The 18408-nt window shown below is 65.7% G+C and carries 23 protein-coding genes; 13 read left to right on the top strand and 10 right to left on the bottom strand.

The window, feature by feature from the left end; genetic code table 11:
• Positions 1-146: 146 nt before the first annotated feature.
• From ACNI65_RS23695 to ACNI65_RS23685, 3 genes are all read right to left on the bottom strand, one after another.
• Complete coding sequence (locus ACNI65_RS23695; RefSeq protein ID WP_416759860.1) at positions 147-596, bottom strand: SRPBCC family protein; 450 nt, start codon at positions 594-596, stop codon at positions 147-149.
• Positions 597-699: 103 nt separating this feature from the next.
• Positions 700-1320, bottom strand: a complete 621-nt coding sequence (locus tag ACNI65_RS23690; protein ID WP_416759858.1) for an RBBP9/YdeN family alpha/beta hydrolase — start codon at positions 1318-1320, stop codon at positions 700-702.
• A gap of 58 nt (positions 1321-1378) precedes the next feature.
• Positions 1379-1597, bottom strand: a complete 219-nt coding sequence (locus ACNI65_RS23685; RefSeq protein ID WP_091729700.1) for a TOBE domain-containing protein — start codon at positions 1595-1597, stop codon at positions 1379-1381.
• Between the two features lie 184 nt (positions 1598-1781).
• On the opposite strand from ACNI65_RS23685, the gene ACNI65_RS23680 reads away from it, so the two are divergent.
• Positions 1782-2822 carry a S1/P1 nuclease gene (locus ACNI65_RS23680; RefSeq protein ID WP_416759857.1) on the top strand — a complete coding sequence of 347 codons (1041 nt, stop codon included), beginning with the start codon at positions 1782-1784 and terminating at the stop codon, positions 2820-2822.
• A gap of 96 nt (positions 2823-2918) precedes the next feature.
• On the opposite strand, the gene ACNI65_RS23675 is transcribed toward ACNI65_RS23680, so the two are convergent.
• Together ACNI65_RS23675 and ACNI65_RS23670 are read right to left on the bottom strand one after the other, a co-directional pair.
• Entirely contained in the window at positions 2919-3251 is a 333-nt protein-coding gene (locus ACNI65_RS23675; protein WP_416759856.1) for a helix-turn-helix domain-containing protein, read from the bottom strand.
• Positions 3232-3753, bottom strand: a complete 522-nt coding sequence (locus tag ACNI65_RS23670; protein ID WP_416759854.1) for a type II toxin-antitoxin system RelE/ParE family toxin — start codon at positions 3751-3753, stop codon at positions 3232-3234. The genes ACNI65_RS23675 and ACNI65_RS23670 overlap by 20 nt, the downstream gene beginning before the upstream one ends.
• 214 nt (positions 3754-3967) lie before the next feature.
• Here ACNI65_RS23670 and ACNI65_RS23665 point away from each other — a divergent pair, with 214 nt between their 5' ends.
• The 8 genes from ACNI65_RS23665 (at position 3968) to ACNI65_RS23630 (ending at position 8896) form a co-directional block, all read left to right on the top strand.
• On the top strand, positions 3968-5116 hold the full coding sequence (locus ACNI65_RS23665) for a 6-carboxytetrahydropterin synthase (RefSeq protein ID WP_416759853.1): 1149 nt from the start codon (positions 3968-3970) through the stop codon (positions 5114-5116).
• A complete protein-coding gene (gene queE, locus ACNI65_RS23660) occupies positions 5113-5760 on the top strand; it encodes a 7-carboxy-7-deazaguanine synthase (RefSeq protein ID WP_416759851.1) in 648 nt (215 codons plus the stop codon). Before ACNI65_RS23665 ends, queE begins: the two co-directional genes overlap by 4 nt.
• Before the next feature lie 394 nt (positions 5761-6154).
• The gene (locus ACNI65_RS23655; RefSeq protein WP_416759850.1) at positions 6155-6469 is read left to right on the top strand and encodes a nucleotide pyrophosphohydrolase; all 315 of its coding nucleotides are present in this window, start codon (positions 6155-6157) and stop codon (positions 6467-6469) included.
• Positions 6466-7128, top strand: a complete 663-nt coding sequence (locus ACNI65_RS23650; protein WP_416759848.1) for a PolC-type DNA polymerase III — start codon at positions 6466-6468, stop codon at positions 7126-7128. Before ACNI65_RS23655 ends, ACNI65_RS23650 begins: the two co-directional genes overlap by 4 nt.
• Positions 7129-7303: 175 nt before the next feature.
• Entirely contained in the window at positions 7304-7822 is a 519-nt protein-coding gene (locus ACNI65_RS23645; protein ID WP_416759846.1) for a GNAT family N-acetyltransferase, read from the top strand.
• Positions 7823-7826: 4 nt separating this feature from the next.
• Complete coding sequence (locus ACNI65_RS23640) at positions 7827-8183, top strand: hypothetical protein (RefSeq protein ID WP_416759845.1); 357 nt, start codon at positions 7827-7829, stop codon at positions 8181-8183.
• Complete coding sequence (locus ACNI65_RS23635) at positions 8180-8662, top strand: PIN domain-containing protein (protein ID WP_416759844.1); 483 nt, start codon at positions 8180-8182, stop codon at positions 8660-8662. The genes ACNI65_RS23640 and ACNI65_RS23635 overlap by 4 nt, the downstream gene beginning before the upstream one ends.
• A gap of 15 nt (positions 8663-8677) precedes the next feature.
• On the top strand, positions 8678-8896 hold the full coding sequence (locus ACNI65_RS23630; protein ID WP_416759843.1) for a hypothetical protein: 219 nt from the start codon (positions 8678-8680) through the stop codon (positions 8894-8896).
• A 36-nt stretch (positions 8897-8932) separates the two neighbouring features.
• Here the strand turns inward: ACNI65_RS23630 and ACNI65_RS23625 are convergent, their stop codons facing one another.
• The gene (locus tag ACNI65_RS23625; protein ID WP_416759842.1) at positions 8933-10018 is read right to left on the bottom strand and encodes a hypothetical protein; all 1086 of its coding nucleotides are present in this window, start codon (positions 10016-10018) and stop codon (positions 8933-8935) included.
• A gap of 149 nt (positions 10019-10167) precedes the next feature.
• Here ACNI65_RS23625 and ACNI65_RS23620 point away from each other — a divergent pair, with 149 nt between their 5' ends.
• Complete coding sequence (locus ACNI65_RS23620; protein ID WP_416759841.1) at positions 10168-11148, top strand: helix-turn-helix transcriptional regulator; 981 nt, start codon at positions 10168-10170, stop codon at positions 11146-11148.
• Here ACNI65_RS23620 and ACNI65_RS23615 read toward each other — a convergent pair whose 3' ends face one another.
• Both ACNI65_RS23615 and ACNI65_RS23610 read right to left on the bottom strand, forming a co-directional pair.
• Positions 11149-11769, bottom strand: a complete 621-nt coding sequence (locus tag ACNI65_RS23615) for a cob(I)yrinic acid a,c-diamide adenosyltransferase (protein ID WP_416759840.1) — start codon at positions 11767-11769, stop codon at positions 11149-11151.
• Positions 11770-11833: 64 nt separating this feature from the next.
• Complete coding sequence (locus ACNI65_RS23610; protein ID WP_416759839.1) at positions 11834-12136, bottom strand: hypothetical protein; 303 nt, start codon at positions 12134-12136, stop codon at positions 11834-11836.
• A 198-nt stretch (positions 12137-12334) separates the two neighbouring features.
• Between ACNI65_RS23610 and ACNI65_RS23605 the strand changes: the two genes are divergently transcribed.
• The 3 genes from ACNI65_RS23605 to dgt all read left to right on the top strand — a co-directional run bounded on the left by ACNI65_RS23605 (position 12335) and on the right by dgt (position 15473).
• Positions 12335-13747, top strand: a complete 1413-nt coding sequence (locus tag ACNI65_RS23605) for an FAD-binding oxidoreductase (RefSeq protein WP_416759837.1) — start codon at positions 12335-12337, stop codon at positions 13745-13747.
• Positions 13748-13883: 136 nt separating this feature from the next.
• The gene (locus ACNI65_RS23600; protein WP_416759836.1) at positions 13884-14057 is read left to right on the top strand and encodes a hypothetical protein; all 174 of its coding nucleotides are present in this window, start codon (positions 13884-13886) and stop codon (positions 14055-14057) included.
• A 33-nt stretch (positions 14058-14090) separates the two neighbouring features.
• Entirely contained in the window at positions 14091-15473 is a 1383-nt protein-coding gene (gene dgt, locus ACNI65_RS23595; RefSeq protein WP_416759835.1) for a dGTP triphosphohydrolase, read from the top strand.
• 11 nt (positions 15474-15484) lie between these two features.
• On the opposite strand, the gene ACNI65_RS23590 is transcribed toward dgt, so the two are convergent.
• Positions 15485-16993: a SpoVR family protein gene (locus tag ACNI65_RS23590; protein WP_416763689.1), complete on the bottom strand. Its 1509-nt coding sequence runs from the start codon at positions 16991-16993 to the stop codon at positions 15485-15487.
• A gap of 113 nt (positions 16994-17106) precedes the next feature.
• The gene (locus tag ACNI65_RS23585; RefSeq protein ID WP_416759834.1) at positions 17107-18396 is read right to left on the bottom strand and encodes a YeaH/YhbH family protein; all 1290 of its coding nucleotides are present in this window, start codon (positions 18394-18396) and stop codon (positions 17107-17109) included.
• Positions 18397-18408 lie beyond the last annotated feature (12 nt).

The following is an 18408-nucleotide window of genomic DNA, read 5'->3' as shown; positions in this document are numbered from 1 at the left end:
GACGGGATGCCCCATGCCCTGTGGAGAGCCCGCGCTTGGCGAAACGGGGGAGGGCGGTTTTGAAAGTGCCTCAACCCGCTGAAAACGGATGAAAACGCCTCGAAAAAATCAGCAGAGCCTGACACCCCCTGACAGGAAAAGGCAGTTCAGGCGCCGCTCGGAATTTCAGGTTCGACGAGTTGGGTGAGCAGCGTCAGGGACTCTTGCCAGCCGAGGTGGCAGGCCTGCGAGGGGATGACGTCGGGGATGCCTTCCTGGGTGATCTGCATCTCGGTGCCGCAAAAAACAGCATTCAGGTCGATGGTGGTCGTCATGACGCCGGGCAGGTTGGGGTCGTCGAACTGGCTCGTGTAGCGCAGCTTGCGGCCGGGTTCGAGCTCGAGGTATTCACCGCCGAAGGTGTGACTCCCGCCGCCGGAGAGGTTGTTGAAGGACATGCGCCAGGTCCCGCCGACCTTGGGGTCCATGTGATGCATGGTGCCGGTGAAGCCGTGCGGCGGCAGCCATTTGCACATCGCCGCGGGGTCGGTGAAGGCGCGATAGACGCGCTCCGGCGGGGCTTTCAGGACGCGGTGCAGGCGAAGGGTGAAGGGCATTGAGGTCTCCTTGTGGCGTGCGCGTCTCGCGCGAAGGAGATCGACCATAGCCCGCCCTCGTGTCGGGCGCGAGACTCCGCGCCCCTGACAGGGATTCCCCGGGTCAGACGGAGAAGGACCACTCCAGGATGCTGGCGCGATCGGGTCGGCGCTCACGCGCGGCGCGGGCACGCGCGGCCTCCACCCAGCGCTTGGCCAGCGGGAAGGGACCGAAGCCGGCCTCCGAGTTGATGTGCCCGACCAAGCCGATGTTGCTGTAGCTGCTGCCCCAGCGCGTGGCCCAGCGCAGCGCGCTCGACGCGCTCATCCACGGGTCGTTCTGACTGGCGATCAGCGCGGTCGGCCGGCCCAGCCGTTGATGCGGCAGGCTTTCGGCGAGGCCGAACTTGTCGGGCTCCGCCGGCGCGACCAGCAAGGCCTCGCGCACCGGCGAGTCCGGATGACGCTGCAGGTGATGCGCCAACGCCAGGCAGCCGAAGCTGTGCGCGACGGCGATCCATTCGCCAGGACCGGCGTTCTCGATGCGCGCGTGGATGCGGTCGGACCAGCGCTCCAGATCCGGCTGGCTGAAGTCGCGCTGTCGCACGCGATGGGCGTCGCGATATTGCTGCTCGAGCCAGCTCTGCCAATGCGCCGGGCCGCTGTCGTGCAGGCCCGGGATGATCAGCAGGCGAGGTTCCGCGCTGCCGTTGCGCTGCGTCGCGCGAAGAGGGTAGAGCGCCATGGCGATCTCCTGCGTGTCCTGATGACGCTGCTGGTACGTCCGGTGCCGGTCCACCCGCTCACAGCGTGGCGATCGACACCTCGGTGGACTTCACCAGCGCCACCACTTCCTTGCCGACGGTCAGCTGCAGTTCCTTCACCGAGCGCGTGGTGATGACCGAGGTGACGATCAGGCCACCGGCGGTCTGCACGTCGACTTCGGAGACGACCGGGCCTTCCACGATCTCCTTGATGGTGCCGCGGAACTGGTTGCGGACATTGATGGCGGTGATGGTCATGCGAGGGTCTCCAGAAAAGGTGAGGGTCAGCTTAGGGAGCAGCGCTCATTTGCCGAACGAAGCGCTTTGCCGATGCACATGCGGTGGTCGCATAAGGGCGTTGTCATGCGCCGCCGTGCACAATTCGCGCTTCCCCTGCCGGCGCGCAAGGCGCCGGCGCATCGTTCGACACGGGTTCCATGTCATGACCAAATCGTTTGCGCGCGGCCTGGCCGCGTTGTCGCTGCTGGCCGCCTGCTGCGGTCAGGCCTTCGGCTTCGGCGCCGTCGGCCACAACACCGTCGGCGAGATCGCCGCCCAACTGATCAAGGGCCATCGGGCCGAAGTCGAGGTCAAACGCATCCTCGGACCGGTCTCGCTGCGCGACATCGCGGTCTGGGACGACTGCGTGAAGGGCATCGACACCGGCAACGACTTCAAGTACGCCGTGACCGGCCGCTTCGCCGAGTGCGCGGTGTTCGAGAACAACGCCGAGGAAGAAGCCCGGATGCGCGATTACGTGAAGCGCAACTTCGAGCAGTGCCAGCCCAAGCCCGGCGAGGAGTCCTGCAACAAGCAGTACCACTACGCCAACGTCGCCATCCAGCGCGGCCGCTACGTGGCGGGGGCGATCGGCACGAGCGATCACGATATCGTGCCGGCGCTCAAGGCCGCGATCCTGGTTCTGAGAACCGGCAAGCAGACGCCGCCGATGGACTTCAATGAGCGCGATGCGCTGGCGCTGGTCGTGCATGCGTTGGGCGACATGCATCAGCCGCTGCACATGGGGTCGCTGTACCTGGACGGCGAGGGCAAGCCCTACGACCCCGATCAGCAAGGTGCGGATGCGCAGACCCACACGGTGGGCGGCAACGCGATCACGATGCCGCGTCCGGATGGCACGCCGGGCGGCAACCTGCACAGCTACTGGGATGGTCTGCCGGGTCGGCTGAGCGCTGAACAACTGGCGGCAATGCCCGCGCTGGCCAAGGCGGTGCCTCCGGCCACGGGCAACCCTGATGACTGGCCCGTGCTGTGGGCCAGCGAATCGCTGCTGGGCGCCAAGGATGCGTTCGAGGGCATGAGCTTCGGCGCGCGTCAGCAGAGCCTGCGCGGTCCGCGCTGGATGGGCACGCCCCCGGCCGGCTACGAGGCTCGCAGCCTGGAGCAGACCCGACAGAACGTGATCAAGGGCGGCGCGCGCCTGGCGCAGCTGCTGGAAGCGATCTGGCCGGACAAGCGCTGAGGGTCAGCGGCCCGCTCGAGCTGACAGCGGTCAACAGGCCGAAGGACGAAGCCCCGCGATGCGGGGCTTCTTCGTTTCTGGCGCGGGCCGGCCAGGCTAGGCGATGAGCGCTTCGACGCCTTTGGACTCCACCAGCTGCAAGAGTCTCAGCGCCGTGCCGGTGGGCTGCTTGTTCGCCTTGGGCGACTCCCACTTCTGAACCGTCGACACGCTGACATTCAGGAATCCGGCGAAGACCGACTGGCTCATCTTCGCGACGCGCGTCCGGATACGCATGATCTGCTCGCAGGTGTACGCGGGTGGCGGAGCGCAGAGCGAGCGAATCTTGGCCATGCTCGACTTGGACATCAAGCCATACGAGTTGAGGTCCTCAGCGAATTCGAGCAGGTCGCGCAGCATGCGCGCTTCTTCAGGGTCCTTTGCGGCCATGGCAGATCTCCATCAAACGGCCGTCCCGGATCGTCTCGGCCAAATCACACATCGTCAGTCGCTGCAGGTCCAGTGCGGTCTGTTTCGCGACTTCGATAACGGAGGCAGGAAAGTCTGACTCCGATTCGTTCTTCTCCCTCCCCAGCACGAAGAAGATGGCATCGGCATGTCGCTTCGCAACTAGCGCCCGCAGCCCACCGCGCTTCCCTCGCCCTGCCACCGCGATCCGCTTTTTGCAGAGCCCGTGTCCCAAGTCAGCCTCGAAACGCCCGTCGCAGATGTCGCGCGCCGCCAAGCAAAGTAGGCAATCCGGGACCAGCTTCTTCGCCCACCGATCAAACGACCGGGTCTTGAAAACTCGCTTCACATGATCTCCAAACTGTAGCACCAGGTGCAATAGTCTGGAGATCGGGTCCGCGGCTGTCTCTGGCTCAAACCAGTGTTCTTGTCTTGATGATTCGGCCTGTGCACAACCCTGGGGATGGCCGTTGAACAACTTCATGGTTGTCCACACCCGATCGACCGCGCGAAAAGTTGTTGTCTCTTCGTCCCGTCGATCACCCGGGTTCGGCCCACACCGTTGCTCCGATCGCAAGTCCTTGTCACCACAAGCAAAACGGTGGTTGTCCACACAAACACCCAAACACCTACCAATACGACCAAAGAGATATTCAATACAAAGAAGATAAGAAAACCGAGCGTGTCACACTCTCGGGATGTCTCTTTCTCCTGCTTCCTCAGCGTCCACGGCGCCGCCTTCGGCACCGGCCTCGCTCTACACCGCCTCCGCCGGATTCGAGTCCGCCTGCCAGATCGACGCACTCCCCGCCGGTCATCGCGCCCGCGGTCTGCATGGCCACAGCTACCTCGCCACCGTCCGGGCCGAATTGCCCGCCGGCTGGGCGCCGTTCCCCGGCGGGGAAGTCAGCGCGCTGCGCGACTGCCTCGAGCGCTGCATCGCCCCGCTGGACCACGCCCTGCTGAACGCCCACATCGCGCAGCCGACCGACGAGAACATCGCCCGCTGGATCCGCCAGCGTCTGGAATCCGAGTTCCAGGTGCCCGGCATCACCCAGGTCGGCATCCAGAGCACGACCCACTCCGGCGTGGACCTCGACGCCAATGGCCACGCCCATGTCTGGCGCCGATACCGCTTCCAGGCCGCGCACCAGCTGCCCAACGTCCCGATGGGCCACAAGTGCGGCCGCATGCACGGCCACGGCTTCGAGCTGATCCTGCACGCCAACCAGGACCTCGGCGAGCGCGACCTCAGCATCGACTACGACCACCTCGACGCGCTCTGGGCCCCGCTGCATGCGCAGCTCAACTACCAGTGCCTCAACGAGATCGAGGGCCTGTCCAACCCGACCAGCGAGCTCATCTCGTCCTGGCTCTGGGCGCGGCTCAAGCCGCAGTTGCCCGAGCTGAGCTGGGTCACGGTCTATGAGACCGGCTCCAGCGGCGCCAACTTCGACGGCGAGCGCTACCGGATCTGGAAGGAGTTCACCCTGGACAGCGCGGTCAAGCTCAAGCGCGCGCCGACCGGGCATCCGCTGGCCGGCATCCATGGCCACACCTTCACGCTGCGTCTGCATCTGAGCGCCGCGCTCGACCAGGTCTATGGCTGGGCGATGGACTTCAGCGACGTGAAACTGCTGTTCGATCCGCTGTTCAAGGCGATGGACCACCATCCGCTGCATGAGCTGGCCGGTCTCGAGGACTCCGACACCGCCAGCCTGGCGGCCTGGGTACTGCGCCAGGCCAAGGCGCAACTCCCGCCCCTGGAGCGCGTGGACCTGTACGAGACCCGCGGCAGTGGCGTCATCGTCAGCCATGGCCCGTTCGAGGAGCTGATCCCGGTATGACCTACGCCGTCAAGGAAATGTTCTACACGCTGCAAGGCGAGGGCGCCCAGGCCGGCCGCGCGGCCGTGTTCTGCCGCTTTGCCGGCTGCAACCTCTGGTCGGGCCGCGAGCAGGACCGCGCCACCGCCGTCTGCAGCTTCTGCGACACCGACTTCGTGGGCACCGACGGGCAGGGCGGCGGCAAGTTCGCCTCGGCCGATGCGCTCGCCGAGGCCATCGACGCCAAGTGGCCCCGGGATGAGCACGGCCGCAAGACCGGCACGCCCTACGTCGTGTGCACCGGCGGCGAACCGCTGCTGCAGCTGGACGGCCCGCTGATCACCGCGCTCAAGGCCCTCGGTTTCGAGATCGCCGTCGAGACCAATGGCACCCAGCCCGCCCCCGAGGGACTGGACTGGATCTGCGTCAGCCCCAAGGCCGATGCGGAGATCGTGCTCACGCGCGGCAACGAGTTGAAGCTGGTTTATCCACAGCCTTTGGCCCAACCCGAACGCTTCGCCGGCCTGGACTTCGAGCACTTCTTCCTGCAGCCGATGGACTCGGTCCTGCAGAAGCAGAACACCCGGGCGGCCATCGCGTATTGCATGGATCACCCGCAATGGAAGCTGTCGATCCAGATGCACAAGGTGGTCGGCATCGACTGATGCCGAAGCGCGGACCGGGTCCGGTTATCCCCATCAGGACGCGCGCTAGCGCATTCCGGTCCGAGCTGTAAAGCCAACAACGCTGTGGAAAACTTTCTGGCAAGTGGCCGGTTCTCCACAGCCCGACCCCTGTCGCCCAACGTTGTTGATGTTCCATGCAAGTCCAAACAGGCCCTTCGCGCACAAGGTTGTGATCGACACAAGTCATTGTCCGGATGGAGAAATTTCGACTTGTCCACAAAAAAGTGGCGCCTCTACTAAGACGACCAAGGATTTAAATAAAACCTTGATGTTGAAAAGAGAGGCAAGAAAATTCTCCGCGGCGTTGCTGTGGGGCTCTTGCCTCGCACACGGCGCTTGAGCCGGCATCGCCTGGCTTGCACACTGCCGACCCATGGACACCAACGACCTCCAGCGACGGCTGCGCGATTTCGCCGCGGCCCGCGACTGGGACCCCCATCTCACGCCCAAGAACCTGGCCATGGCCCTGGTCGTGGAAGCGGCCGAGCTCGTCGAGATCTTCCAGTGGAAGACCGCCGAGGAATCGCAGCAGCTGTCCGCCGAGGACCACCAGCACCTGGGCGAGGAGATCGCCGACGTGCTCATGTACCTGCTCCAGATCGCGGACCGTGCCGGTGTGGACCTGGCCGCCGCGGTCGATCGCAAGATCGCGATGAACGCCTTGAAGTACCCCGCTCCCACCGCATGAAGCGCACGATCGCCGTCATCGACTTCGAGACCACCGGCAACGCCCCGCAGGGCGGCGGCCGCGCCACCGAGATCGCCGCGGTGCTGCTGCGCGACGGCGAGATCGTCGGCCAGTACCAGAGCCTGATGAACACCGGCGCGTGGATCCCGCCGATGATCGAGCGCCTGACCGGCATCAGCAACGAGATGGTCGAGGACGCGCCCGACGCGGCCCGCGTCATGCGCGAGGTCGCCGAGTTCACCGAAGGCTGTGGCTTCGTCGCGCACAACGCGAGCTTCGATCGAGGCTTCTGGTTGAACGAGCTCCAGCGCGCGGAGGCCGCGCCACGCATCGCGCCCGAGTTCGCATGTACCGTGAAGCTGGCTCGTCGGCTCTATCCGGAATCACCCAACTGCAAGCTGGGCACGCTCGCGCGGTACCACCGCCTGCCGGACAACGGCCGCGCGCACCGGGCGCTCGCCGATGCGATGACCACCGCGCAACTCGTGCAGCGCATGCAGCGCGACATCGGTCTTGAACTGGCCGAATTTCTCGGTGAACTGAGCGTCGAACATGAGCTGCTGCTGCGATTGCAAGCCGTCGCGCGGCCGCAGTGGTCCCGCGCGGCGACCGGTTTCGCACGCGATTTCAGGCGTCATCTGCAAGCGTCCCTGGTCTGACAAAGCGCCGAAGCACAGCCCCGGAAGTTCGAATGTCGTGACGTTGCGGCGATCCGGCACGGCGACGAGATCGACTCGATCCGAAGGTCGTAAAACATTTGCTGTCAAGGTGCCCGTTTGGCCGCATTGACTGGGACAATCCCGCCCTTTCCCCGATTTGCGTTTGTTCTCAGGTATGTCCAGTATTCAGGTTCGCCCGGCCACGCTGCGTGATGCCAAGGCCATCGCCCAGATCCAGGTGAGTTCCGCTCAGGACGCGTACAAGACGTTCTGGCCCGATACCGCCCTGAACGGGCTGTCCGTCACCCAACGCCAGGCCTACTGGCGCGAGGCCATCAACATGTGCGAGCCGCAGGTGCTCGTCGCTCACCTGGACAACGAGGTCATGGGCTTCGTCGGCTTCGACCGTTCGCGCGACAAGGGCACGCCCTCGACGACCGGCGAGATCTGGGCCATGTACGCCGCGCCCTCGCATTGGGACAAGGGCGTGGGCCAGGCGCTGGTCGAGGCCGCGCAGGAAGGTCTGCAGGAAGAGGGCTGCACGCGCGTGACGCTGTGGACCTACAAGAACAACGACCGTGCGATGCGCTTCTTCGAGATCGCCGGTTTCAAGGCCGAGAACGACAGCGTCAAGGCCGTCGACGTCGAAGGCAAGCCGCTGGAGCAACTGCGCCTGCAGCGCTCGCTGGTCTGACGCCGTGCTGGCGAAGCTGACGTCCAAGAACCAGCTGACCCTGCCGAAGAGCGTGACGGACCAGCTCGGTCCGGTGCAGTACTTCGAGGTCCAGCTCCAGGCGGGCCAGGTCGTGCTCACGCCCGTGCGCATCCAGCGCGGTGACGCGGTGCGGGCCAAGCTCGCGGAACTCGAGCTGGGCGAGGACGTCGTCGCTCAGGCGATGGCGTTCGCCGCCAAGGCGGCCCGGCCTGGGAAGGTCGCATCGAAAGCGGTGGTGGCGAAGAAGCCCGCGCTCAAGGTCGCCCCGAAGGTCGCTCAGAAAGTGGCCCGCAAGGTCGCCAGCAAGACCGCTCGCAAGACTGTCCGCACGACCGCATGACCCGACGAGTCAAGCCGGCGTTGCCGGCGATCGCGGTCATCGATCCCGCGTTGATCCTGCAGGCGTTGCTCAGCTCATCGGGCGAGCCCCGCGGCCTGCGTCGCGCGTGGGAGCAGGGATTGCTGCGTCCGCTGGTCAGTCCCGACGTGGCCGCGACGCTGATGCGCGCGCTGGCCTTTCCGAAGCTCTCGTTGACCGCGGCGCAGCAGCAGGAGTTGCTGGCCGATTTCCTGCCCTATGCGGAGGTCGTCAAGCCCTCGCGCCGCGCGCGCATCGCGGCCTTGTCGGAGCACGCGCAAGCGCTGGTCGATCTCGCGCTGCACGGTGGTGCGTCGCTGCTGCTGTGCGACGAGACGGTGCTGCTGGATTGGTCCGCGAACAGTCGCAGCCAGGTGGCCCGGCAACTCTGCACGGTTCGTGCGATGTCTGCATGGTTCCAGGTGTTGCCCCCCTCCCAGAGGGACACGCTGCTTTGCTAGATTCCGCGGTCGCATATGGGCAGCTTCCACGACCGCATCCCGACGAACATGTGGCGCGTGGTGTTCTACGAACGCCGCGGCAACCGTGTTCACCTTGACCGCACCGGACCCTGGCTTCCGGAGAAATCGCTCGCCCGCGGGTGGGCCGAGTGGTTCAAGACGCAGGGCTATCACGTCGCTTTGCAGGACCAGAACGGCGGGCTCGAGAAGCTCCACATCGGCATCCCCTGCTGAGCCTGTGCACTTCCGGCGCCGCTGCGAGCGGCGCGTTCAGTCCGCTGTGCGATACCCCTGACGCTCCAGCGCCCAGCCCTCGGTCGCGGCGAGGTGGCTCTGCACCCGGACATTGCTCAGCTGCTTGCGCGCGGCGCGCTGCACGAGCTGCTCGGCCTGTTCCGGGGTCAGTTGTTGCGCGAAGTGGGTCCAGCGCTTCTGCAGCAGCGGGTCGCGCCAGGCGTCCTCGAGCGCCCACCGGATCTCCATCGGATCGGTCAGCGACTGGCAGCGCAGCACACGCGGCACGAGCGCCAGCACGAACTTCGAGAAATCGGCGCGCAGCGGCGTGTCCATCAACGCCTCGAGTCGCGTCAGGCGCTGGCTCCAGCCCGGCGTCGCCAGCTGGCGCGTGACCAGCGCCTGCAGCGCCTGGACCGGATTGAACAGGCGCAGCCGGTTCGGCGGCAGCACCAGCATCGGCAGCTGCGCGGCGAGCTCATGCGGCATCGGCGTGACGAAGCTCGCCAGGACGGCCATGCGTTCCCAAGCATCCGCGTTCAGGCCGCCGGCCATGGTCATCGGTCCCTGACGCAGGCTCTGCGCCATCGCCCAGCATGGTTGCCAACCGCGGTCCAGCTTGGCGACGTTGGCCGCGTGGCTGATCAGCGCGAGGTTCCCGGCGGCGTAACCCGCGTCGTCACGCACCCGGTCGATGGATCGGCGCTGCGGATGGTCGGCCTCGTCGCTGAAGGGCAGGCGGCTGACGGGGCAGTGCGTCGTGTCGAGCTGCTGCAGGTAATTCGGCGTCACCAGCAGCGTCTCGAAGCTGCGTCCGCGCTGCCAGGCGTGCAAGCGCAGTGAGAGCCAGAGCTGGGTGTGGCGCTGCGACTTCAGCGTGCGCGCGCCGAAGGTCGAGCGGCCCAGCTGCCAGCCCTGCTGCAGCGGCGATTGGCGGAAGAGCTGCTCCACCGGCGGCGTCTGACCGTGGTGCGCGTAGTCCCAGCCCAGCTCGAAGCCCACGCGTTCGTGGCTGGACGCCGAGGCGTCCTGGCGCTCGTCCAGGTCCTCGACGGCCGTCATCGGCAGGGCGAGTTGCTGAACGGTGATGTCGTCGGCGTTGCGGTGGATGCTGGCGGCCATGGGGCGCTCCTTGATGACTTGAAGAAAGGGCCAAGTGCTTCAGGCTTGGGATCAAGTATTCAAGGCAGGTGGCTCATAGAATGAGCCACCCTGTCGTCGACCAACAGAAAGTTGTGGTCGACCCACCGAAATCTGTCAGGAGGCCCTGGATGGACCGGACCGAGCGCTTCTACAAGATCGAGATGTTGATCCGCAGCCGCGGCTGCGTGAGCTTCGCGGCGCTGCGTGAGCAGCTGGAGGTGTCGCCGGCGACCCTCAAGCGGGACCTGCAGTACTTGCGCGAACGCATGGACGCGCCCATCGAGTACGACGCCGCGGAGAACGGCTACCGCTTCGGGCAGCAGTGGCGCGGCCAGCGCCATGAGTTGCCGGGGGTCTGGTTCAGCGAGAAGGAACTGCACGCGCTGCTGACCATGCATCAGATGATGGCCGGGCTCGACGAGAACGGCCTGCTGAGCCGCCACCTTCAGCCGATGCTGGACAAGCTCACCGGCATGCTCGGCGGCGACGAAGCCGAGGCGCAGGAGATGACGCGGCGCATCAAGCTGATCTCCACGGCGCGGCGCCGGGTGCCCTCGGAACACTTCGAGACGGTGGGCAGCGCGGTCGTGAAGCGGCGGCGGCTCAAGCTGCGATACCGCAAGCGGGGGCCCGGCGGCGGCTCGGTCAGCGAGCGAGAGGTGTCCCCGCAGCGGCTGGTCCATTACCGCAACACCTGGTATCTGGACGCCTGGTGCCACGCCAGCGACGGGCTCAGACGCTTCGCGCTGGATGCGATGGAGGATGCGGCGGTGCTGGACGATCAACCGGCGCGCAGTCTGCCGCTGAAGGCGCTGGAAGGGGAACTCGACCAGGGCTACGGGATCTTCGCCGGCGGGGATCCGCAATGGGCGACGGTGATCTTCAGCGACCAGATCGCCGCCTGGGTGTCGAGCGAGGAATGGCACGCGTCCCAGCGCAGCGAATGGCTGCCGGACGGCCGCTGGCGCCTGGAGCTGCCGTTTGTCGATGCCACCGAGCTGCTGATGGACCTGCTGCGGCACGCGGGCCAGGTCGAAGTGGTGGAGCCGCCCGCGCTGCGCGAGGCCTACGCGAAGCGGCTCAGGTTCGCCGCGGCCGCGGTGGTCTGATCAGGCGTCCGCGGCCTTGTCTGCTGACGTGCTCTCCGCCTCGTCCTCGGCGGCGTAGCGCGCCAGGCGCTCGCTCTTCCAGTAGACGTCGTCACCGCCCTTGCCATCAAGGTTGGCGCGATTGAGCACGCGCGCCAGCACGAACAGCAGGTCCGACAAGCGGTTCAGGTAGTGGCGAGGCGCGGTGTTGATCGTCTCGTGCGCGGCCAGCGTCACGACGGCGCGTTCGGCGCGGCGGGCGATGGTGCGGCACACATGCGCGATCGCGGCGCTGCGGGTGCCCGCGGGCAGGATGAACTCGGCCAGCCGGGGCAGGGCGGCGTTGTGGTCGGCCAGCGCCTGGTCCAGGTGCAGCACGGCGGCTTCCTTGAGCAGGCTGTATCCCGGCATGCAGAGCTCGCCGCCCAGGTTGAACAGCTCGTGCTGGATCGTGACCAGCAGCTCGCGGACGTCGTCGGGCAGCGGCTCGGCCAGCAGCACGCCGATCTGCGAGTTCAGTTCATCCACATCCCCCATGGCCTGCACGCGCAGGTGATCCTTGGGGACGCGGGTGCCGTCGCCGAGGCCGGTGGTGCCGTCGTCGCCGGTGCGGGTCGCGATCTGGGAAAGTCGATTGGCCATGGCGGATGCCGCGCGGGCTGCTGAAGTGCAAACCCGGCATCTTGCCGCATCTCGGCGCCCGAGATCAGTTTCTGCTGCCGCTGCGGTGGAAGGCCGGCCGGTGATGCGTCATCGCGCCCGTGTGGCCATGCACGTCGTGCACGGCATGCCGGGGGATACCGACCGGACGTGGCGTGTGATGCGCGTGGCGAGTGCCGGGTGCGCTGGTGTCGGCAGGGGAGCCGGGGTCGATGTCGCTGGGGGCATCGCCGGGCATTGCCCGGAGCTGGTCCATCCACCAGACCTTGAGCCAGTCCAGGCGCAGCGTGGCCAGGGCCAGCAAGGCCAGCAGCAGGACAAAGAGCGCCCATAACCACAGGTGGGACATGGCGGCCTCCTCGAGTCGCGCGCACGGCGGCGCGGAACCTTCATGCTGTCACTGTGCGGGCCGCGGCGCAAGCGCCAGGATGCAAGCGCCGGCAACACGCGGTCTTCCTAGAATCCACCGCAGTCCCCCCACCCCGATCAACGATCCATCGGCCGCCAGCGTCTTCACCGCGCGGACCGCTGGCACCAGGAGACAGCGATGACCGCGCACCAGCCCATCCACGCGCCACGGCCGATGCCTGCCGAGATGCTCGAGGCGCTGCGCGCCCGTTTCGGTGATCGCTGCAGCACGGCGCTGGCGGTGCGCGAGCAGCATGGCCGGGACGAGTCCCCTTTCGACGTGCCGCCGCCCGAGGCGGTCGTCTTCGCCGAGACCAACGAGGACGTGGCCGCGGTGCTCGCACTGGCCAACGCGCACCGCGTGCCGGTGATTCCGTACGGCGCGGGGACCTCGCTCGAAGGGCACCTGCTGGCGGTGCACGGCGGGGTGAGCCTGGACCTCTCGCGGATGAAGCGCATCCTGAGCATCAACGCCGAGGATCTGACGGTGACGGTGCAGGCCGGCGTCACGCGCAATCAACTGAACGCGGAGATCCGTCACCAGGGGCTGTTCTTCCCGATCGATCCTGGCGCGGATGCGTCGATCGGCGGGATGTCGGCCACGCGCGCGAGCGGCACGAACGCGGTCCGCTACGGGACGATGAAGGAGAACGTGCTCGGGCTGACCGTCGCCACGCCCGATGGCCGGCTGATCCGCACTGGATCGCGGGCTCGCAAGAGCAGCGCCGGCTACGACCTGACGCGGCTGTACGTGGGCAGCGAGGGCACGCTGGGCGCGATCTGCGAGATCACCTTGCGCCTGTATCCGCTCCCGGAGGCGGTGTCGGCGGCGGTGTGCTCGTTCGCGACGATCGACGCGGCGGTCCGCACGACGATCGCGATCATCCAGATGGGCGTGCCGATCGCGCGCTGCGAGTTGCTCGATGCGCATGCGGTGCGGGCGGTCAATCGACATGACAAGCTGACGCTGCGCGAGGCGCCGATGCTGCTGATGGAGTTCCACGGCTCGGAGGCGGGCGTGGCCGAGCAGGCCGCGACGGTGCAGGACATCGCCGCCGAACATGGCGGCACGGACTTCGAATGGGCGACGACGCCGGAGGAGCGCACGCGCCTGTGGACGGCGCGGCACCACGCCTACCTGTCCGCGCTGCAGATGAAGCCGGGCTGCCGCGCGGTGACGACGGACACCTGCGTGCCGATCTCGCAACTGGCGGCGTCGATCAATGCGTCGGTGGAGGAGGTCGAGGCCAGCGGGTTGCCGTACTTCATCGTCGGTCACGTGGGCGACGGCAACTTCCACATGGGGTATCTGATCGATCCGGAGATTCCGGCCGAGCGCGAGACCGCGGAGCGCCTGAGCGCGCGGATGGTGTCGCGTGCGATCGCGCTGGAGGGCACCTGCACCGGGGAACACGGCATCGGCCTGCACAAGCAGGGCTTCCTGCTGGAGGAAGCGGGCGAGGGCGCCGTCGATCAGATGCGCGCGCTCAAGCGCGCGCTCGACCCGAACGACATCATGAATCCGGGGAAGGTGTTCAGCGTTTCGATCTGATCGCCGCGACGCAGGTGCGCTCCTCAAAGTTGTGGAAGCTCACCGGGAAGTGACTTGACTGAGGCATTGCGGAAAGCGGGGCTTCTGGGGAGACTCGTAGAATTCCGGTCTTGCCCTGGAACACGTTGGAGTTGCCATGTTGAATACGAACACTGAATCGAAAGCTGCGGCGGACGCCAAGCAGACGGTGCAGACGCAATTCAGCCACTTCTACAAGGTGATGGGTGGGGCCGCGAATCAGCAGAACAACGCGCTGGAGATGCTCCAGCGAAAAGCGCCACCCACACCTGGCAACGGCCAGCAACGATAAGGAAGAGCCACCGAGAGGTGGCTCTCTTGTTTCATGCGCCCGCTTTACGACCAACAAGACTATGCAAGGCAGCTGACAGAAGTAGAGGAGTGGGATGTTGGAAGGTCGCCATTCAGGCGGGACTACGGCCGACTTCTACACTCCGCGACCTTTCGCCGATTGCAAGGAAAGACGCAGCTCTTTCCCGGTCACGAGTCGGACTTCTTCCGCAATCGGCTGACCCATTCGCTGGAAGTCGCGCAGGTGGCGAAGGGTTTGGCGCAGTTGCTGAATACCCGGGATCTCGCGAAGCATCAACACAAGATCGATCTGGATCTGGTGGAGTTCGCCGGCCTTGCGCATGACCTCGGCCATCCACCTTTCGGGCACAACGGCGAGCACGCGTTGGACGAGTGCATGAAACGCTTCGGGGGATTCGAAGGGAATGCACAGACCCTCCGCATCCTGTCCCGCACCGAGAAGAAGAGTTATCGGCGAGGGCAGGCTGACGATGGCAGCTGCGGGATCGCCAGGAACGGTGAGGATCGGCGGCTCGGTATCAATGCGACCTATCGCAGCTTGGCTGCCGTCCTCAAGTACGACGCTGAAATCGAGGCGCAGCGCCTCCCCACGGCGAAGTTGGCCAAAGGCTATTACCGGAGCGAGCAGGATCTGGTGGTGGCCATCAAGCGGCATGTGGGCACACCACCCGACGGCACGGCATTCAAGACGCTGGAATGTCAGATCATGGACATCGCCGACGATATCGCGTATTCGACGTATGACCTCGAGGATGCGATGAAGGGTGGATTCACCCATCCGATGAAATTGCTTTCTCAGGTCGTCGGCGATCAACGACTGGTTGAAAGGCTTCGCGAGAAAGTCGCCAAGGAAGTCGATGGACTTCGGGACGAGGAACTCTATGAGTCCATCAGCGATGTGTTCAACGTCTTCGACTTGAACCAGGGGCCGCTCGAGATGTATACGCAGTCCAAACTGATTGCGTCGGACGGCCACCATCGATCTGACTTCTCGTCAGCCATGATCGGTCGGTTCATGCGAGGCATCAGCCTCGAGGTTCCAGCGAGTGGGGACCTGCGTTTCGCCAAGATCGCCGTCGAACGCAACATCAAGGTGGCCATCGAGGCGGTGAAGCATTTGAACTACCTGCTCACGATCATGTCGCCGCGGTTGAAGATCGTTGAGTTTCGAGGATTTGAAGTCGTGCAGACGATCTTCGAAACACTCGCGAACGAGGAGCAGAACGGACACCATCTCCTTCCAGACGATCTACAGGAGATGCATGGGCGCCTGGTGTCCGAAGGGGACCGCAAGCGCCTGATCTGCGATTTCGTGGCCGGAATGACGGATGGCTATGCCGTGGATTTCTACAGCCGGTTGAAGGAGACCGGCACGACCATCTTCAAGCCGTTCTGAACGCAGGCCAATCAATGCGCCGGCGCCGGCACGCTCCAGCGCCGGCTGACGTCCCCGCGAGCGTTCACGCTTTCCAGATGGACGCCGAAGCCCCACAGCCGCGCGACGTGCTTCAGCACCTCCTGCGCGTCGTCGTGCAGCGGCCGGTCCAGGTGCTGCTGATGGCGCAGCGTCAATGAGCGGTCGCCCCGCAGGTTGACGTTCCACACCTGGATATTCGGTTCCCGTGTGGACAAGTCGTACTGCCTGGACAGCGCCTGCCTCACGTACTGATACCCCTGTTCATCGTGGATCGCGGAGATCTCGTACTCCGCCTGGTGCTCGTCGTCCAGGATCGAGAACAGCCGGAAGTCCCGCATGATCTTCGGGCTCAGGTACTGCGCGATGAAACTCTCGTCCTTGAAGTTGCGCATCGCGTGATCCAGCGTCGGCAGCCAGTCGCTGCCCGCGATGCCAGGGAACCACTCGCGGTCCTCGTCGGTGGGCTTCTCGCAGATCCGCTTGATGTCCGTGTACATCGCGAATCCCAGCGCATAGGGATTGATCTGCGCCATCGGCTGCTGCGCCACCACGTTGGTGTGCGACTTCAGCCACTCGATCATCATCCCGTCCGACAGATAGCCGTCGTCGTACATGGTGTTCAGCAGCTTGTGGTGCCAGAACGTGGCCCAGCCCTCGTTCATCACCTGCGTCTGGCGCTGCGGATAGAAGTACTGCGCGATCTTGCGCACGATGCGCACGATCTCCCGTTGCCAGGGCTCCAGCAGCGGCGCGTTCTTCTCGATGAAATACAGCAGGTTCTCCTGCGGCTCGCTGGGGAAGCGGCGCTTCTCTTCTTCCTTGGCCTCGTCCTCCAGACGACGCGGCAGCGTGCGCCACATGTCGTTGACCTGCAGCTGCGCATAGGACTCGCGGTCCTTGCGCAGCGCCTGCTCCTGCGCCAGGGAGAGCTTGGCCGGACGCCGGTAGCGGTCCACGCCGTGATTCATCAGCGCGTGGCACGAGTCCAGCGTCGCCTCCACCGCGTCCAGGCCATGGCGCTGCTCGCAGTCGGCGACGTAGTTTTTCGCGTAGACCAGGTAATCGATGATCGACGACGCATCGGTCCACATCCGGAACAGGTAGTTGTTCTTGAAGAAGCTGTTGTGGCCGTAGCAGGCATGCGCGATCACCAGCGCCTGCATCGCCATCGTGTTCTCCTCCATCAGGTAGGCGATGCACGGGTCGGAGTTGATGACGATCTCGTAGGCCAGACCCATCTGGCCGCGCTTGTAATGGCGCTCGGTGGCGATGAACTCCTTGCCGTAGCTCCAGTGCCGATAGTTCACCGGCATGCCCACCGACGCATACGCATCCATCATCTGCTCGGCGGTGATGACCTCCAGCTGGTTCGGATACGTGTCCAGCCCGTAGCGCTCCGCGGTCTGGCGGATCACGTCGTGGTACTGCTCCACCAGCTCGAAGGTCCAGTCGCTGGGGGAGGGCAGCGGATGCTCGGGCCGCTTCTCCAGCGGTCGCATCGCCGTCAACGGCGCCCGCACGCGGCGGCCGCCGTATTCGTTGACCCCGACCCCCACGCCGACATGGCGGCGGTTTTCCAGGCTGCTCATGGTGCTGTCCTCCGGCGCGCCGCTCATGCGGTCGCCCCTTCCTTCTTGAACAGGTCGCGGAAGACCGGATAGATCTGCGCGACCTCCACTGCCTTGCGCATCGCGAAGTGAGGCACGTCTTCCTCCAGCTTCGCGTACTCCTCCCACAGGTTCTGCTCGGCCTCGGCCACCTGCACGTAGGCGTAGTAGCGGCACAGCGGCAGGATCTTGTCGGCGAGCAGCTCGCGGCAGCGCCCGCTGTCGTGATGCCAGTTGTCGCCGTCGCTGGCCTGCGCGCCGTAGATGTTCCAGTCCCCGGCCGGGTAACGCGCGCGGATGATCTCCTCCATCATCACCAGCGCCGAGGACACCACCGTGCCGCCCGTCTCGGTGGCATGGAAGAAGTTCTGCTCGTCGACTTCCTGCGCCTGCGTGTGGTGGCGGATGAAGACGACGTCGATCTTCTCGTAATGGCGCGTCAGGAACAGGTAGAGCAGGATGAAGAAGCGCTTGGCCAGGTCCTTGCGGCTCTCGTCCATCGAGCCCGACACATCCATCAGGCAGAACATCACCGCGCGCGTCGTGGGCTGCGGCACCTTGATGCGGTTGCGGAAGCGCAGGTCGATCGGATCGAGGAAGGGGATGTTGGACAGGCGCTGGCGCAGCAGCACGATGCGCGCCTCGGTCTCGGCGATCAGCGCCTGGATCTCCGGCTTGCGCGTGTCCTCTTCCTGCGTGAGCGTCTGCAGCCGCGCCTCGAGCTCATGCAGTTCGCGCCGCTTGTCCATGCCCAGCGCGATGCGACGGCCCAGCGCGCCGCGCATCGAGCGCACCACATGCAGGTTGGTCGGCGTGCCGTCGGTGACGTAGCCGGCGCGCACCGTCTTGTACTCCGGCGTCTCGGCCAGCGTCGTGCGGGCCAGGTTGGGCAGCGCCAGGTCCTCGAAGAAGACCTGCATGAACTCCTCCTTGCTGAGATGGAAGACGAAGTCGTCCTCCCCCTCGCCGGAATCGCTCGCCTGGGAGCCGCCGCCACCGCCCTGACCGCCTTGTGGCTTGCCGATGCGGTCACCCTTGATGTGCTCGGTGTTGCCGGGCCGCACCACCTCGCGGGTGCCGCCTTCGCCGTGGCTGAAGACCGGCTCGCTCAAGTCGCGCTTGGGGATGTGGATGTCCTCGCCCTGCTGCATGTCGCGGATGCCGCGCTTGTCCACGGCGCGGCGCACCGCGTCGCGGATCTGATCCTTGTAGCGGCGCAGGAAGCGCTCTCGATTCCCGATCGACTTGTTCTTGCCCGACAGCCGGCGATCAATGATCTGTTGGAGGCCTGTCATGAGGGACCTTTC

The sequence above is a fragment of the Roseateles sp. So40a genome (genome assembly GCF_048081605.1).
In the GTDB taxonomy this organism is placed as follows: Bacteria; Pseudomonadota; Gammaproteobacteria; order Burkholderiales; family Burkholderiaceae_C; genus Roseateles.
This window is presented reverse-complemented; position numbering and strand designations above follow the sequence as displayed.